The 14,841-nt window shown below is 70.6% G+C and carries 16 protein-coding genes; 9 read left to right on the top strand and 7 right to left on the bottom strand.

Annotated elements, in window-relative coordinates; translation table 11 throughout:
* Positions 1-34 precede the first annotated feature (34 nt).
* Positions 35-1,435: an amidase gene (locus tag AC0L5F_RS08720; RefSeq protein ID WP_473312932.1), complete on the bottom strand. Its 1,401-nt coding sequence runs from the start codon at positions 1,433-1,435 to the stop codon at positions 35-37.
* Positions 1,436-1,492: 57 nt separating this feature from the next.
* Positions 1,493-2,074 (bottom strand): hypothetical protein, encoded by a 582-nt coding sequence (locus AC0L5F_RS08715; RefSeq protein ID WP_473312931.1) that lies wholly within the window; start codon positions 2,072-2,074, stop codon positions 1,493-1,495.
* 32 nt (positions 2,075-2,106) lie between these two features.
* On the opposite strand from AC0L5F_RS08715, the gene trhO reads away from it, so the two are divergent.
* Positions 2,107-2,997 (top strand): oxygen-dependent tRNA uridine(34) hydroxylase TrhO, encoded by an 891-nt coding sequence (gene trhO / locus AC0L5F_RS08710; protein ID WP_473312930.1) that lies wholly within the window; start codon positions 2,107-2,109, stop codon positions 2,995-2,997.
* A 31-nt stretch (positions 2,998-3,028) separates the two neighbouring features.
* On the opposite strand, the gene AC0L5F_RS08705 is transcribed toward trhO, so the two are convergent.
* Positions 3,029-3,616 (bottom strand): hypothetical protein, encoded by a 588-nt coding sequence (locus AC0L5F_RS08705; protein WP_473312929.1) that lies wholly within the window; start codon positions 3,614-3,616, stop codon positions 3,029-3,031.
* A 167-nt stretch (positions 3,617-3,783) separates the two neighbouring features.
* Between AC0L5F_RS08705 and dnaK the strand changes: the two genes are divergently transcribed.
* From dnaK to AC0L5F_RS08685, 4 genes are read left to right on the top strand one after another with little or no spacing between them, the layout of a single operon-like run.
* The gene (gene dnaK, locus AC0L5F_RS08700) at positions 3,784-5,643 is read left to right on the top strand and encodes a molecular chaperone DnaK (protein ID WP_473312928.1); all 1,860 of its coding nucleotides are present in this window, start codon (positions 3,784-3,786) and stop codon (positions 5,641-5,643) included.
* Positions 5,640-6,224, top strand: coding sequence for a nucleotide exchange factor GrpE (gene grpE, locus AC0L5F_RS08695; protein WP_473312927.1), 585 nt, complete (start codon positions 5,640-5,642; stop codon positions 6,222-6,224). The genes dnaK and grpE overlap by 4 nt, the downstream gene beginning before the upstream one ends.
* A 34-nt stretch (positions 6,225-6,258) precedes the next feature.
* Positions 6,259-7,401: a molecular chaperone DnaJ gene (gene dnaJ / locus AC0L5F_RS08690; RefSeq protein ID WP_473312926.1), complete on the top strand. Its 1,143-nt coding sequence runs from the start codon at positions 6,259-6,261 to the stop codon at positions 7,399-7,401.
* 1 nt (position 7,402) lies between these two features.
* Positions 7,403-7,789: a heat shock protein transcriptional repressor HspR gene (locus AC0L5F_RS08685; protein ID WP_473312925.1), complete on the top strand. Its 387-nt coding sequence runs from the start codon at positions 7,403-7,405 to the stop codon at positions 7,787-7,789.
* A 50-nt stretch (positions 7,790-7,839) separates the two neighbouring features.
* Here AC0L5F_RS08685 and AC0L5F_RS08680 read toward each other — a convergent pair whose 3' ends face one another.
* The 3 genes from AC0L5F_RS08680 to AC0L5F_RS08670 all read right to left on the bottom strand — a co-directional run bounded on the left by AC0L5F_RS08680 (position 7,840) and on the right by AC0L5F_RS08670 (position 11,179).
* Positions 7,840-8,502 carry a hypothetical protein gene (locus AC0L5F_RS08680; RefSeq protein WP_473312924.1) on the bottom strand — a complete coding sequence of 221 codons (663 nt, stop codon included), beginning with the start codon at positions 8,500-8,502 and terminating at the stop codon, positions 7,840-7,842.
* On the bottom strand, positions 8,495-10,447 hold the full coding sequence (locus tag AC0L5F_RS08675; RefSeq protein WP_473312923.1) for an Ig-like domain-containing protein: 1,953 nt from the start codon (positions 10,445-10,447) through the stop codon (positions 8,495-8,497). Before AC0L5F_RS08675 ends, AC0L5F_RS08680 begins: the two co-directional genes overlap by 8 nt.
* Positions 10,448-10,822: 375 nt before the next feature.
* Positions 10,823-11,179 (bottom strand): hypothetical protein, encoded by a 357-nt coding sequence (locus AC0L5F_RS08670; RefSeq protein WP_473312922.1) that lies wholly within the window; start codon positions 11,177-11,179, stop codon positions 10,823-10,825.
* A 100-nt stretch (positions 11,180-11,279) separates the two neighbouring features.
* On the opposite strand from AC0L5F_RS08670, the gene AC0L5F_RS08665 reads away from it, so the two are divergent.
* The 4 genes from AC0L5F_RS08665 to AC0L5F_RS08650 are packed head-to-tail and all read left to right on the top strand — an operon-like array spanning position 11,280 to position 14,187.
* Positions 11,280-12,161, top strand: a complete 882-nt coding sequence (locus tag AC0L5F_RS08665) for a fatty acid desaturase (RefSeq protein WP_473312921.1) — start codon at positions 11,280-11,282, stop codon at positions 12,159-12,161.
* 1 nt (position 12,162) lies between these two features.
* Complete coding sequence (locus tag AC0L5F_RS08660) at positions 12,163-12,354, top strand: ferredoxin (protein ID WP_473312919.1); 192 nt, start codon at positions 12,163-12,165, stop codon at positions 12,352-12,354.
* Between the two features lies 1 nt (position 12,355).
* Positions 12,356-13,582, top strand: a complete 1,227-nt coding sequence (locus tag AC0L5F_RS08655) for an NAD(P)/FAD-dependent oxidoreductase (protein ID WP_473312917.1) — start codon at positions 12,356-12,358, stop codon at positions 13,580-13,582.
* A 2-nt stretch (positions 13,583-13,584) separates the two neighbouring features.
* Positions 13,585-14,187, top strand: a complete 603-nt coding sequence (locus AC0L5F_RS08650; RefSeq protein WP_473312916.1) for a TetR/AcrR family transcriptional regulator — start codon at positions 13,585-13,587, stop codon at positions 14,185-14,187.
* Between the two features lie 9 nt (positions 14,188-14,196).
* On the opposite strand, the gene AC0L5F_RS08645 is transcribed toward AC0L5F_RS08650, so the two are convergent.
* Positions 14,197-14,772 (bottom strand): GNAT family N-acetyltransferase, encoded by a 576-nt coding sequence (locus tag AC0L5F_RS08645; protein ID WP_473312915.1) that lies wholly within the window; start codon positions 14,770-14,772, stop codon positions 14,197-14,199.
* Positions 14,773-14,841: the final 69 nt, after the last annotated feature.

The raw sequence follows: 14,841 nt of genomic DNA, 5'->3' as shown, positions 1-14,841 counted from the left end.
TGACGACGTACTCGCCGTCGCGCGGCAAGGTCCGCTAGGCGGGCCGGTCGACGTCGGCAGCTGATTCGACCTGGGCGCACAACGCGACCAACAGGTCGTCGCGCCCGGGGTGGGTGGCGAGCATGACCCCGATCGGCAGGGGTCGCGCGTCGTCGGTCCAGTGCAGCGGCAGCGACGCGGCCGGTTGGCCGCTCATGTTGTACAGGCCCGTGTAGGGCGTGAACAACAGCTCGCGACGGTGGTCCTCCGCGGGGTCGCCGGACTCGTTGAACCACTCCACCGGCGGGGGCGGCAGCGCCAGCGTCGGTGTGAGCATGGCATCGAAGTCGCCGATCCCGCTGACGACCTCGCGGGTCGCCGACTCCAGGTACGACAGCGCGCGAACGAGGTCGACCGCCGACGACTCGAGGCCGCGCTGGCGCCAGTAGCGCGTGTTGGGTCGCAGCTGCGCCTCGGCCTCGGGTGAGAGTGGTGCGGCGGCCACGCCGCTGGGCCAGATGACGTTGAACTGCGTCTCGAGCTCGCGCGGGAACGGGTTGGGGACGTCGACGACCTCGTGACCGAGCGACTCCAGCAGGCGGCTCGCCGCCTCCCACGCGGCGACGGCCTCCGGCGACGGCTCGGCGAACGGCAGGTGCGTGCCGGACCATCGGGCGATCCGCAGGCGACCGGGGTCGCGCCCCACCCAGGAGGTGAACGGCACCGAAGGCGCCGGCAGGGGGCGGATGTCGCCCGGCATGGGCACGGCCATCGCGTCGAGCAGCGCGGCGGCGTCGCGCACGGTGCGGGCGATCGGTCCGTTGACGGCCAAGCCGCTCCAGTCGTTGCCGTCCGGTCCCCAGCTGACGCGGCCGCGGCTCGGCTTGAGCCCGACGACGCCGCACGCGCTGGCGGGGATGCGGATCGAGCCTCCGCCGTCACTGCCCGGTGCGACCGGCAGCAGGCGCGCACCCACGGCGGCGGCGGCACCTCCGCTGGACCCGCCGGCCGTGCGGGTGGTGTCCCACGGTGTGCGCGCGGGCCCGACCACGTCGTTGTCGGTGTAGGACGAGAGGCCGAACTCCGGGGTGTTGGTCTTGCCCAGGCTGATGAAGCCGGCCCGCTCGACCAGGGTGACCACGTGGGCGTCGACGTCCGGAACGTGGCCGCGCATGAGGGCGGACCCCATCGAGGTCGGCACGCCGGCCGTGGCGGTCAGGTCCTTGAACGCCGTGGGGACCCCGAGGAACGGCGCGGGGTCGCCGGCCGCGAGGCGGTGGTCGGCGGCTGCTGCTGCCGCGAGCGCCCGCTCGTGGGTGACGGTGACGAAGGCGCCGAGGTCGGCGCGTGCGTCGATGCGGTCCAGGTGGTGCTGCACCAGCTCGACCGAGGAGACCTCGCCGGCGCGCAGTGCTGCCGCCTGGTCGTGGGCGTCGAGATCGTGCAGCTCGGTCACGTCTCGACGGTATCGCTCCCGTGGTCGGCGGCGGGTGCGGAGAGCCTCACCGACGAATCAGGACGCCCACCGCCAGCTGGCCGCGACCGACGCCGCGAGGCCCGTCTGGTCGTCGACTGCGACGTCGGGGCTGAAGCTGTAGCTGATCACGTAGCCCGTGCCGTCGTGCTCGACGACGTGCTGGACCGTCCGGTACTTCGGGTAGGAGGCCAGGACCACGAGTGCCCGCTCGCCGCCGACGTCGACCGGCTCGGCGATCCGCACGTCGGAGGCGATGTTCCTCAGGGTCGACGTGAGGCCGCGCTCCAGCCGGTCGGGGTCGACATCGACGATGGTCGGGTCCTCGACGACGTTCAGGTTGTCGGCGAAGCCGTCGCGGTCCTCGGACGCCACGGCGATGGCGAGCACGTTGACCGAGGGGAACTGGGAGGTGTCGCCCTCCTCCCAGCCGTCGGGCGCGCTGAAGCTGAAGCCCTGTCCGGAGATGGTGTCTCCGGTCGAGGCGACGGAAGAACTGCTCGACGAACTGCCCGACGTGCTCGGCGACGATGACTCCGAACCGCCGGAACAGCCGGTCAGCGTGACGGTCAGGACGCACGCGGTGACAGCGGCCGCAGCGCAGCGGCGGATCGTGGACATGGCCGAACGGTATCGGCCCCTAGAATCGCCTCGTGGCCACCCCCAAGGTCCTCCTCTACTACGCGTTCGCCGAGCTGCCCGACCCCGAGGCGGTCCGGCTGTGGCAGCACACCCTGTGCGAGTCGCTGGGACTTCGGGGTCGCATCATCGTCGCTCCGCACGGCATCAACGGCACGCTGGGTGGCGACGTCATCGAGCTGAAGAAGTACGTCCGGGCGACCAAGACGTACGGCCCGTTTCGTGGCACCACGTTCAAGTGGAGCGAGGGTCGGGCGCTCGACGACGGCACGTCGGCGGACTTCCCGCGGCTGACCGTCAAGGTGCGACCCGAGCTGGTCACCTTCGGAGCTCCCGATGCCGTGCGCGTCGACGGTGACCGGGTGGCGGGCGGCGGCACCCATCTGGATCCGCAGCAGCTGCACGAGCTCGTGGCACGCGAGGACGTGGTGTTCTTCGACGGGCGCAACCGCATCGAGTCGGCCATCGGACGGTTTCGAGGCGCGGTGGTGCCCCCGGTGGACACGACGCGCGAGTTCGTCGAGCTGCTCGACAGCGGCGCCTACGACCACCTCAAGGATCGCCCGGTCGTCACCTACTGCACCGGCGGCATCCGCTGCGAGATCCTCACCCCGTTGATGCGCGACCGAGGGTTCGCCGAGGTCTACCAGCTCGACGGCGGCATCGCGACGTATGGCGAGGCGTACGGCGACGACGGCCTGTGGGAGGGATCGCTGTACGTGTTCGACGACCGCATGACGATGGACTTCTCCGACCACGCGGCCGTGATCGGGCGCTGCGACGTCTGCGGGGAGCCCACCAACGACGTCGTCGACTGCGCCGACGTGGCGTGCGTCAGCCAGTTCGTGCGCTGTGCGTCCTGCGCTGCGGACGACGCAGGGTGTGGCGTCCACCAGGTGGCCTAGACCACTGCTGCCGCCTGTCGACCCGACCTGACTAGGAGGCCCAGGTCCAGCTGTCCATCACCTGGGTGACGGCTGCCTCGCGCTCGGCCGTGGGCGTGGCCGCGGCGAACGAGAAGGTGATGACGAAGCCGGTGTCGCCATGGGCCACCGTGATCTCGTCCGAGAACACGTCGAACCCCTGCACGACCTGGCGATACGTGGTCCGGACGCCCTGGTCGCCGTCGACCTCGTAGGCGCCCTGGGGCGTGATGCTCGAGCCGCCTGCCGCCGTGATGGCCGCGGACCTGTCGCCCTCCAGCTGTCCGGGAGCGGTCTGGGCCACGGTGGGGTCCTCGACGACGTTGACGTTCTGGGGGTATCCGCCGATGGTCTGGTCGGAGATCGCCAGCAGCGCCACGCCGCCGTCGTCGGTCTGCTCGGTCCAGCCCTCCGGCAGGGTCACCGCGAAGGCGTCGCTGCCGACGAGCGTGCCGGGAGTCGGTGACGACGAGGGCTCGGCGGAGGCCGACGACGACGGCTGGGGGGTGGCCACCGGGCCGGTGCGGTCGTCGCCGCTGCAGGCCGCGAGCGCGAGTGTCATGACCACGCCCAGCGCCATGACCAGCGGACGTCGGAACATGTCGAAATCGTAGTCGACGGGTGGGAACAACCGTGACGCCGAGGCCGTTGATACAGGCATGAGCAAGATTGATAAGGTCTGACTCAAGTCAGTTGATCTGACTTCGTAAACTTTGTGCAGCTCGCACTCTCACGCATCCAGAACCACCAACAGCAGGAGGAATCATCATGGCCCGTGCGGTCGGAATTGATCTCGGCACCACCAACTCGGTCGTCGCCGTTCTCGAGGGTGGAGAACCCACCGTCATCGCCAACGCCGAAGGCGCCCGCACCACCCCGTCGGTCGTGGCCTTCGCCAAGGACGGCGAGGTGCTGGCCGGCGAGGTCGCCAAGCGCCAAGGCGTCACCAACGTCGACCGCACGATCCGCTCGGTCAAGCGCCACATGGGCACCGACTGGACCACCGAGATCGACGGCAAGACGTTCAACCCCCAGCAGATCTCCGCATTCATCCTGCAGAAGCTGAAGCGCGACGCCGAGGCCTACCTGGGCGAGTCGGTCACCGACGCGGTCATCACCGTGCCGGCGTACTTCAACGACCACCAGCGCCAGGCCACCAAGGAGGCCGGCGAGATCGCGGGCCTGAACGTCAGCCGCATCGTCAACGAGCCCACCGCGGCCGCACTGGCCTACGGCCTGGACAAGGGCGACGACCAGACGATCCTGGTGTTCGACCTCGGCGGCGGCACGTTCGACGTGTCCCTGCTCGAGATCGGCGAGGGCGTCATCGAGGTCAAGGCCACCAGCGGTGACAACCACCTCGGTGGTGACGACTGGGACGAGAAGATCGTCGACTGGCTGGTCACCAAGTTCAAGGCCAGCAACGGTGTCGACCTCACCAAGGACAAGATGGCCATGCCCCGCATCCGCGAGGCCGCCGAGCGCGCCAAGATCGAGCTGTCCAGCTCGTCGAGCACGTCGATCAACCTGCCCTACATCACGGTGCAGGACGGCAACCCGGTCTTCCTCGACGAGACGTTGACCCGTTCGGAGTTCGAGAAGATCACCTCCGACCTGCTCGAGCGCACCAAGGCGCCGTTCAACAACGTCATCAAGGACGCCGGCATCAAGGTCGACCAGATCGACCACGTCGTCATGGTTGGCGGCTCCACCCGCATGCCCGCCGTCACCGAGGTCGTCAAGGGCCTGACCGGCGGCAAGGAGCCCAACAAGGGCGTCAACCCCGACGAGGTCGTCGCCGTGGGCGCGAGCCTGCAGGCCGGCGTGCTCAAGGGTGAGGTCAAGGACGTGCTGCTGCTCGACGTCACCCCGCTGAGCCTCGGCATCGAGACCAAGGGCGGCGTCATGACCAAGCTGATCGAGCGCAACACCACGATCCCGACCAAGAAGTCCGAGGTGTTCACCACCGCCGACGACAACCAGCCGTCCGTGGCGATCCAGGTGTACCAGGGCGAGCGCGAGATGGCCTCGGGCAACCAGCTGCTGGCCACCTTCGAGCTCACCGGCCTTCCCCCGGCGCCGCGCGGCGTGCCGCAGATCGAGGTCACCTTCGACATCGACGCCAACGGCATCGTCAACGTCTCGGCCAAGGACCGCGGCACCGGCAAGGAGCAGTCGATGACCATCACCGGCGGCTCGGCGCTGTCCAAGGACGACATCGACAAGATGGTCAAGGACGCCGAGGAGTACGCCGAGGAGGATCGCAAGCGCCGCGAGGCCGTCGAGACCCGCAACCAGGCCGAGACCCTCGCGCACTCCACCGAGAAGTTCCTGGGCGAGAACGGCGACAAGATCGACGACGCCACCAAGACCGAGGTGCAGGCCGATCTCGACGCGCTGAACGAGGCGCTCAAGGGCGAGGACGCCGACGCCGTGCAGGCTGCGGTGACCAAGCTGGGCGAGTCGAGCCAGAAGATGGGCGAGGCGATGTACGCCGCAGCGGCCGCCGAGCAGCAGGCCGCTGGCGACGCTCCCACGGGTGATGCCGGTGACGCGGCCGACGACGAGGACGTCGTCGAGGCCGAGATCGTCGACGACGAGCCCACGGTCGAGGACGACTCCAAGTGAGCGAGTCCGACCAGACGCCCCCCGAGGACGCAGGTCCGGAGGAGGTCGCCCCCGAGCCGGCTGAGGAAGCTCAGCCGGCCGGGGAGGCCGCCCCGGCCGAGCCGTCGCTGGAGGACCAGCTGGCCGAGCGCACGCTCGACCTGCAGCGCACCCAGGCCGAGTACGTCAACTACAAGCGACGCGTCGACCGGGACCGTGAGCTGGTGCGCGGGCAGGGCGAGATCGCCGTGCTGCAGTCGTTGCTCACGGTGCTCGACGACATCGGTCGGGCTGCCGAGCACGGCGAGCTCGAGGGCGGGTTCAAGTCCGTCGCCGATGCGCTGCAGGCGGCGGTGACCAAGCACAAGCTCGAGGCCTTCGGCGCCAAGGGCGAGGCGTTCGACCCGTCGCTGCACGAAGCGGTGTTCCACGCCGGGGAGTCCGCCGACGTCGAGGTCACCACGATCGACCAGGTGCTGCGGACCGGCTACCGGGTGGGCGATCGCGTGCTCCGCGCCGCCACCGTCGGGGTCGTCGATCCGGCTCCCGAAGCTGCTGACGCGCCGGAGGAACCGGCCGACGGGGATGACGAGAACGAGTGAGGAGCCGAACCGGTGAGTGAGAGGAGGGGTGAGCATGGCCAGCAGTGACTGGGCCTCCAAGGACTTCTACAAGACCTTGGGCGTCAAGAAGGACGCGTCGGCGGCCGAGATCAAGAAGGCGTACCGCAAGCTGGCGCGCGACAACCACCCCGACTCCCACCCCGGCAACAAGGCCGCCGAGGAGCGCTTCAAGGAGGTCTCCGAGGCGTACTCGGTGCTGTCGTCGGCCGACAAGCGCAAGGAGTACGACGAGCAGCGCACGCTGTTCGGCCAGTTCAAGGGCGGGTTCCAGGGCGGCGGCTTCCCGCCGCCCGGCGGAGGCGGCGGGCCGGCCGACTTCGACCTCAGCGACCTGCTCGGCGGCATGTTCGGCGGCGGGCGCGGCCGCTCGCGTCAGCGCCCTTCGCCCGCGCGTCGAGGAGACGACCTCGAGACCGAGGCCACGATCACCTTCGACCAGGCCGTCGGTGGCGTCACCCTCCCGCTGCGGCTGACCAGTGACGAGCCGTGCCCCACGTGTCACGGCACCGGCGCCAGGCCCGGAACGGTGCCGCAGGTGTGCACCAAGTGCCAGGGCAGCGGCATGCAGACCGGCGCTTCCGGCGGTGTGTTCGCCATGACCGAGCCGTGCGACCAGTGCCGCGGGCGCGGTCTGGTCGTGGAGCACCCGTGCACGACGTGCCGTGGCTCGGGTCGGGCTCCGTCGAGTCGGACCATCTCGGTCAAGGTGCCGCCCGGCGTCAAGGACGGTCAGCGCATCCGCCTCAAGGGCAAGGGCGACCCGGGTGTGGCCGGCGGCCCGGCCGGCGACCTGTTCGTCGTGGTGCACGTCGGCAGCCACAAGATGTTCGGTCGCAAGGGCGACCACCTCACCATCACCGTCCCGGTGGCCTACGACGAGGCCGTGCTGGGCGCCGAGATCTCGGTGCCCACGCTCGACGGGCCGCCGGTGCGCATCCGCATCGCCCCCGGCACGCCCAGCGGCCGCACACTTCGAGCGCGCGGCAAGGGCGGCACGCGCCGCGACGGCACCCGGGGAGACCTGCTGGTCACCGTCGAGGTGCAGGTGCCGACCGAGCTCAGCGACGAGCAGCGTGCTGCGGTCGAGGCCCTGCGCGCCGCTCGCGGTGAGGCCGATCCGCGTGGTGGACTGGTGACGGACGAGGCGGTGAGCTGACATGACCCAACCCCCATTCGTCCCGCCGGGACCGGAGGCGAAGGTCTTCGTCATCAGCGTGGCCGCCGAGCTGTCGGGCCTGCACCCGCAGACGCTGCGCACCTACGACCGGCTCGGCCTGGTCGAGGCCGGACGCACCGGTGGCGGAGGACGTCGCTACTCGCTGCGCGACGTCGAGCTGCTCCGCACCGTCGCACGGCTGACCGCCGAGGGGCTCGGCCTCGAGGGCGTCAAGCGCGTCATCGAGCTGGAGAACCAGGTGGCGGCGCTGCAGTCCAAGGTCGCCGAGCTGCAGGCCGAGCTGATCACCGCCCACCAGGTGCAGAACCTTCCCGTCCCGTTCGCGGGTCAGCAGGTCACGGTCTGGGCTCGTCGCCCCCGTCGTTGAGAACAGTCGCTGAGAACAGTCGCTGAGACCCTCGATCCACGCGCCGACGGTCAGCGCTCGTCGTCCGGTGTCATCGGTGGCATCAGGTGGGTGAGGTCGTGGGACATGTGTGCCCACCGGCTGGCGTCGCGCATGCGGTCGCCCTCGGCCGTCCGTTGGCCGTCGCCCCAGAGCCGGGGCCAGCCGCGCGCGAACGTCAACGTGCCGGCTGCGGCGAGGATGCCGGTGCCGATCGTGCGCCGCCGCCACTGCGGTGACACGTAGACCTGGTCGCCGAAGCCGGAGTGCGGGTACCAGCGGAACGCGGCCAGCTGGTCCGCGCTGGACGCGCCGGCCCTGCGCATCTCGCTCTGCGACAGCAGCGAGCCGGCTTCCACGTCGTGGCCGGTGAAGGCCACCAGCGTCGTGGCGGGAGGCTGCGACGCGGGCTCGGTGACCTCGACGAACCACAGCGGCGGAGCCTTCGGGGCAGCGACCTCGGTGACCTCCAGGCGGACGACCCGGCCGGTCTCGTCGAAGCGGGCGTAGCCCACCGCTCCCAGGCCTCCGGACGTGTCGGCCACGTGCTCGAGCGCCTCGGCCTCCGGCAGCACCAGGTCGGTGCCGTCGGGGTGCCGCCCGGACTGCACCACCGCAGCCCACCGGGCAGAGCCGTCGGCATCGACGGCCCGCACGTGCCAGATGCTGAACGACGTGGTCTCGCCGTCAGTCACCGACGACGGATCCCTTGCGACGCCGAGCGGTCAGCGCGGTGCCGGCGGCCACGAGCAGCGCACCGAGTCCGAGGAGCGAGGCCTGTGGGCCACCGGTGTCGGGCAGCGTGCCGTTGGTCTCGGTGCCGCCTGTCGAACCGCCCGACCCGCTGTCGACGACCTGACCGCCGCGCACGGTGACGCTGACCTGGCCGGTGGTCGACCCGTTGGAGTTGGACACCGCGTAGGTGAAGGTGTCGACGCCGCTGAATCCGCGGTCCGGCGTGTAGCGGATCGCGAGGGTGCCGCCGCCGGCCACCGCCGCCAGCACGGGCGTGGTCGCCCGTGCGAACGCGAGGGGGCCCTCGTCGATCGGGCCACCGTCGAGGGGGCCCTCGTCGATCGGGCCGGAGGTCGGAGCGGGAGAGCCGATGACCTCGGCGGTGCCGTGACCGGGCTGGGAGTCCACGGACAGCGAGGTGTTCGGGTCGTCGCTGTCGTCGTTGCCCAGCACGTCGATGTCGACCGGCGTGTTCGCGTCGGTGGACGCCTGGTCGTTCGTGGTCTCCGGCAGGATCGAACCGGCGTCGACGAAGCTGGCGGTCTGGAAGGTGCAGTCGGCCGCGTCGCACGGGGGGATCACGACCGGCGTCGGGGACGGCAGCAGGTTGTCGGGCGCGCTCGTCTGCGTGATGGTCACCGTCTCGCCCGGTTGGGCCTCGTCGAAGCCGAACAAGGTGTCGCCGCACCCGGACTCGCCGTTCGACGGCCCGGGCAGGGGCACGGACGTGGGGGCGGTCGTGCAGGTGGTGGTGGACACCGTCTGGCCGTCCTCGTCGGTGGTCACGATCGAGAACGTGCTGCCGACCGTGGTGGTGCCGGCCGGCACGTACGCACCACTCGCGATCTGGACCCCGATGCGGTACTTCTGGCTGCCGAAGTTCGGCTGGAGGATCTGCTGGCCCACGTTGACCTGGACGGTGACGAACGCCGTGCCGTTGCCGTCGGTGACCGAGTACGTGAACTCGTCGCCCCCGACGTAGCCCTCGTCGGGGGTGTAGGTGATCTGCTGGCCGTCGCCGGTCAGCTGGTAGGTGCCGTGGTCGGGCGCCGTGTCGGGGTCGAAGTCCGAACCGAGGGCGAACGTGGGGTTCGGGTTCACGCTCTGGACGTGATCGGCCAGGTCGATCACCAGCGGCTCGTCCTGCGGCGTGCTGGTGCTGAAGCCCTGGCCGGTCGGCTGGGTGCCGTAGATGTCGAAGGACAGGGAGTACGGATCGCCGAGAGCTTCCGCGGCCACCTTCGGCGTCAGGCCGATGCCGGTGAGGCCGGAGATCTCGAGACCGTCGGGAACGCTCGCGATGGTGACCTGCGCGCTCGATCCTGCCGGGAGGTCGAAGGTCGTGGTCGTGCCACCGGCGCCGTCGTCGAAGCGGCACTCCGAGTCGGTGCTGTCCGCGTCGACGGCCGTGGTGGTGCACGACGTCGTGGTCGGGTTGCCGTCCGCGTCGGTGACGACGATCGTGAAGGTGGTGCCGACGGTCGTGGTGCCGGCGACCACGTCCGCGCCGCCCGCGATGTGTGCGGTGATGACGAACTGCTGGTCGACGTAGTCCGGCGCGGCGGCTTCGACCTTCGCGGTCAGGGTCCGCACCAGCGAGGGCTTGGGCAGCTCGGCGGGCGGCGTCGTCTCGGGGGCGGTGGTGTCGTCGTCCTCGGCGGGCGGGTCGGCGACCGGCGCCGGCTCGGGCGACTCGTCGCTCGGGGGCTCGGGGGTGGAGTCGGTCGAGCCGGACGGGCTGGGCGCCTCGGGAGTGGCATCGGACGACGGCGACTCGGGTGCGAGGTCGCCGTCGGCGGCGAGCGCCACGGGCGCGGTGGCCAGCACGGTGGCGAGGGTGGCGGCTCCGGCGACGGCGAGGCGGCCGAGGGAGGTGTGCAGGCGGGCAGGGCGGCGGGAGTTCATGGCGCTCCGAGGCGAGAGAAGTGAGTGTCCCCAACGCTGGAGGCGAGTTGAGCATAAGCGGACTGCGCCGGTTGCGCCGATGAAACGCGAAAGATTGTTACCGACGAATTCCCCGCGGCCCGGATTGGACAAAAGGCACCCACTTGTCAAGCGGTTGACATTTCGGTATGGTTTGTCGAAATCGTGACCCAAGACACTCTGCGGAGTTGAGGGTGCAACAGACCAGAGAGGACGTCGGCCATGAGCTCCCACACACCCGACACCACCCCGTCCGGCAGCACCACCTCGGACGGGACCGGCACGATCTCGTCCGGTTCCACCGAGACGTGGAAGGACAAGAAGCGCTACCTGTGGCTGATCGGCCTGGTCGTCCCCTCACTGGCCTTCGTCGCCTACGGCGGATGGCGCCTCACCGACGTCGGCGCCTGGTTCTGGATCGGCCCGATCATCGTGCTGGTGGTCGTGCCGGCGTTCGACCTGGTGGCCGGGCTCGACCGCTCCAACCCGCCGGACGACGTCATCGAGGCGCTCGAGAACGACAAGTACTACCGCTGGATCACCTACCTGTTCCTGCCCATCCAGTACGTCGGCTTCGTGGCGGCGATGTACCTGATCGCCCGCGGCGACCCGTTCGGTGGCGGCGAGCTGGACCTCGTCGAGAAGATCGGCCTGGCCATCTCGATCGGTTTCATAGGCGGCATCGGCATCAACACCGCCCACGAGCTGGGCCACAAGCGCGAGGCCAACGAGCGCTGGCTGAGCAAGATCGCCCTCGCCCAGAAGCTTCTACGGCCACTTCTACATCGAGCACAACCGCGGCCACCACGTGCGCGTGGCGACGCCGGAGGACCCGGCCTCGTCGCGCTTCGGCGAGAACTTCTACCAGTTCTGGCCGCGCACGGTCGGTGGCTCGCTCCGCAGCGCCTGGGGCGTGGAGAAGAAGCGCTACGCCCGCAAGAACACGCACCCGTTCCACCTCGGCAACGACGTCCTCAACGCCTGGCTGATGTCGGCGGTCCTGTTCGGCGCCCTCATCATCTGGCTCGGCGTGGGCATCATCCCGTTCCTCGTGCTGCAGGCCGTCATGGGCTTCTCGCTGCTGGAGATCGTCAACTACATGGAGCACTACGGCATGAAGCGCCAGCTCGTCGGCAGCGGTGACAAGCAGCGCTTCGAGCGCGTCGCGCCGTCGCACTCGTGGAACTCCAACAACGTCGCCACCAACGTGCTGCTGTACCACCTGCAGCGCCACAGCGACCACCACGCCAACCCCACCCGTCGCTACCAGACGCTGCGCGACTTCGAGGAGAGCCCGGTGCTGCCCACCGGCTACGCCGGCATGATCGTGCTCGCCCTCTTCCCGCCGATCTGGCGTCGCGTCATGGACCACCGCGTCGTCGAGCACTACAACGGCGACATGACGCTGGCCAACATCAGCCCGCGCAAGCGCGAGAAGGTGCTGGCCAAGTACGCCCCGCCGGAGCAGCCGACGCAGCTGCAGCTGCGGGACACCCGTGTCGAGGTCGATCCCGACGAGGTGCTGGCCGCTCGCTGCCCCGGCTGCGGCTACACCTACGAGGTCGCCGTCGGCAACGAGCTGGAGGGCTTCGCCGCCGGCACCGCGTGGGCCGACATCCCCGACGACTGGTTCTGCCCCGACTGCGGCGTCCGGGACAAGGTCGACTTCGTCCCCGTCGAGACCGTGGAGGCCTGACATGCGCATCGTGGCCGATCACGACACCTGCGAGGGTCTTGGCATGTGCGAGGCGATGGCGCCGGACTTCTTCGAGGTCGGCGACGACGACCTGGTGAAGGTGCTCGACCCCGAGCCGGACGAGTCGTTCCGCGCCGACGTCGAGGCTGCCACCCTGGCGTGCCCCGTGCTGGCGCTCAAGCTCGAGGGCTGAGATGCGACTGGTCGTCGTCGGAGCGTCGTTGGCGGGCCTCCGGGCCGTCGAAGGTGCCCGGCGGGCCGGTCACGAGGGCGAGATCGTGCTCGTGGGCGCCGAGGAGCACCTGCCGTACGACCGGCCGCCGCTGTCCAAGGCGTATCTCGATGCGGATGCGGCCGACGAGCCGCTGACCTTCCGCGACGAGGCGTCGTTCCGCGACGAGCTGGACGTGCAGGTGCGTCTCGGCGCCGCCGCCACCGGGCTTGACGTCGGCGCACGCGAGGTGCACGTGGGCGACGACGTGATCGACTACGACGCACTGGTCGTCGCCACGGGAGCAGCTCCCCGGCCCTTCCCGGGTGCGGAAGGACTCCAGGGTGTGGCGGCGCTGCGGTCATTCGCCGACGCACGAACCCTGCGCCGGGCCATCGACGCCGGACAGCGCATCGTGGTGATCGGCGCCGGTCTGATCGGCTCGGAGGTGGCAGCCGCCGTGCGCAAGCGCGGCCAGGACGTCACGGTCGTCGAGGCCGCCGACCTGCCGCTCACGCGCAGCATCGGCCCCGACGCAGGTCAGGCGTGCGCCGACCTGCACCGTGCCATGGGCGTCGACCTGCGCCTGGGAGTCGGGGTGGAGGCGCTGGAGTCCGAGGCCGGCCGCGTCACCGGGGTGCGGCTCGCCGCCCCCGACGGCACCGACGGTGAGGTGCTGCCGGCCGACCTGGTGGTCGCCGCCACCGGCGTCCTGCCGAGCACCGGCTGGCTGACCGACAGCGCGGAGCGTGGGGACCTGACGTTGCACGAGCGCGACGGCGGCATCGTCACCGATGCCGCACTGCAGGCCGCGCCCGGCGTGTGGGCCGCCGGCGACGTCCTCCACGCCCGGCTCGAGAACTGGACGGCCGCCGCGTCCCAGGGAGCCGCGGCTGCCAAGCACGCCGTCGGCCACGAACCCTCGGCGTGGGACGACGTGCCCTACTTCTGGTCCGACTGGTACGACCGACGCATCCAGATGCTCGGCTCTGCCGAGGCCGACGAGGTGACGGTCGTCGATCCGGGTGGCACCGGCGACGACGTCGCTCGCGGCTTCCTCGCGCTGTACCGGCGCGGTGACAGCGTGGTCGGTGCACTGTCGATCGATCGCCCGCGCGACATCATGAAGTTCCGCAAGGCGATCGCCGCCGCGGGTGCGTGGGACGAAGCGCTCGAGCTGGCGCGCGTGAGGGCCGGGCTAGCCTCGTGACCGTGACCCTGCAGAGCTCGGACCTCTCGGTGCCGTCGTCGCCCATGCGACGCCGGCTGCTCGACACGGCGCTGCGCATGACCGCCACGCAGGGCTGGTCCTCGGTCACGATGGGCCGGCTCGCCAGCGAGGCCCGCGTCAGCCGCCAGACCGTCTACAACGAGATCGGCACCAAGCCGGCGCTCGCCGAGGCCATGGTCCTCGACGAGCTCGCCCGGTTCCTCGCCGTGGTGGAGCGGGCCTTCGACGACCATCCCGACGACCTCGTCGACGGACTGCGTTCTGCCGTGCGGGACGTGCTGGTGATGGCCCAGGGCAACCCGCTGCTGCAGGCGGTCGCCTCGGCGACCCATGGCGCCGAGACCGACCTGCTGCCGCTGCTGACCACGCACGCCGGGCCCCTGCTCGAGATCGCCACCGAGGTCGTCGCCGCGCGGGTCGTGGAGCGTGGCACCGGTCTCGACGAGGCCCGCATCGCCACCGTGGTCGACGTCGTCGTGCGCTACGTCCTGAGCCACGTCATGCAGGATCCGGTCGATCCCGAGGGCACGGCCGACGGGCTCGCGTGGCTCGCCGAGCAGGTGCTCCGCGGCGTCGGCGACTGACGGAGCGCCTCAGTCGTCGGTGCGCTGGTCGAACGGCGTCATCGGGGGAGCCAGATGGGTCAACGGCTGCGCCCGGTCGGACCAGTCGGCCTGCTTCACCAGCCGGTCGCCCAGGGCCGTGCGCTGACCGTCGCCCCAGACCCGCGGCAGCCCGCGCGCCACCTGCAGGGTGCCGGCCGCCGTGAGCAGGGCGGTCGCGATGGAGCGGCGTCGATGGCTCGGGTTCACGTAGACCTGGTCGATCTCACCGGTGTCCGGGTACCAGCGCACCGCTCCCAGCTGGTCGGTGCTGGTGACCTTGGCGTCGCGGAGGCCCGCCGGATCGGCCAGCGTCCCGGTGGGCACGCCGTGTCCCGAGAAGGCCACCAGGTGCCTTGCTGGAGGCTTGGCCCTCGGTTCGGTCAGCTCCCCGAACCAGAGCTCGGGTGCCTTGGGGGCTGCCGGTGGTGCGAGGTGCAGGGACGTCGCCGTCCCGTCGTCGCGCAGGTGCACCGTCGCCCAGGCATCGTCACCCACCTCGGCGCGGGCCTCGTCCTCCGGCAGGTCGACGCGCACTCCGTCGGGGTGGCGATCGGAGCGGACCACGACGAAGGTGGCGACACTGCCGTCGGGACGAATCGTCCGGCAGTGCCACCACCTCGCCGATGGTGCGGT

The organism is Aeromicrobium sp. 10G20-16 (genome assembly GCF_055809665.1).
The sequence above is the reverse complement of the archived record's forward strand: the minus strand, read 5'-3'. Positions and strand labels throughout refer to the sequence as shown.

Coding starts and splice junctions, on each gene's coding strand:
- AC0L5F_RS08715 (WP_473312931.1), bottom strand. CDS start 2,074: ATGTCCACGATCCGCCGCTGCGCTGCGGCCGCTGTCACCGCGTGCGTC.
- AC0L5F_RS08705 (WP_473312929.1), bottom strand. CDS start 3,616: ATGTTCCGACGTCCGCTGGTCATGGCGCTGGGCGTGGTCATGACACTC.
- dnaK (WP_473312928.1), top strand. CDS start 3,784: ATGGCCCGTGCGGTCGGAATTGATCTCGGCACCACCAACTCGGTCGTC.
- dnaJ (WP_473312926.1), top strand. CDS start 6,259: ATGGCCAGCAGTGACTGGGCCTCCAAGGACTTCTACAAGACCTTGGGC.
- AC0L5F_RS08685 (WP_473312925.1), top strand. CDS start 7,403: ATGACCCAACCCCCATTCGTCCCGCCGGGACCGGAGGCGAAGGTCTTC.
- AC0L5F_RS08675 (WP_473312923.1), bottom strand. CDS start 10,447: ATGAACTCCCGCCGCCCTGCCCGCCTGCACACCTCCCTCGGCCGCCTC.
- AC0L5F_RS08660 (WP_473312919.1), top strand. CDS start 12,163: ATGCGCATCGTGGCCGATCACGACACCTGCGAGGGTCTTGGCATGTGC.
- AC0L5F_RS08655 (WP_473312917.1), top strand. CDS start 12,356: ATGCGACTGGTCGTCGTCGGAGCGTCGTTGGCGGGCCTCCGGGCCGTC.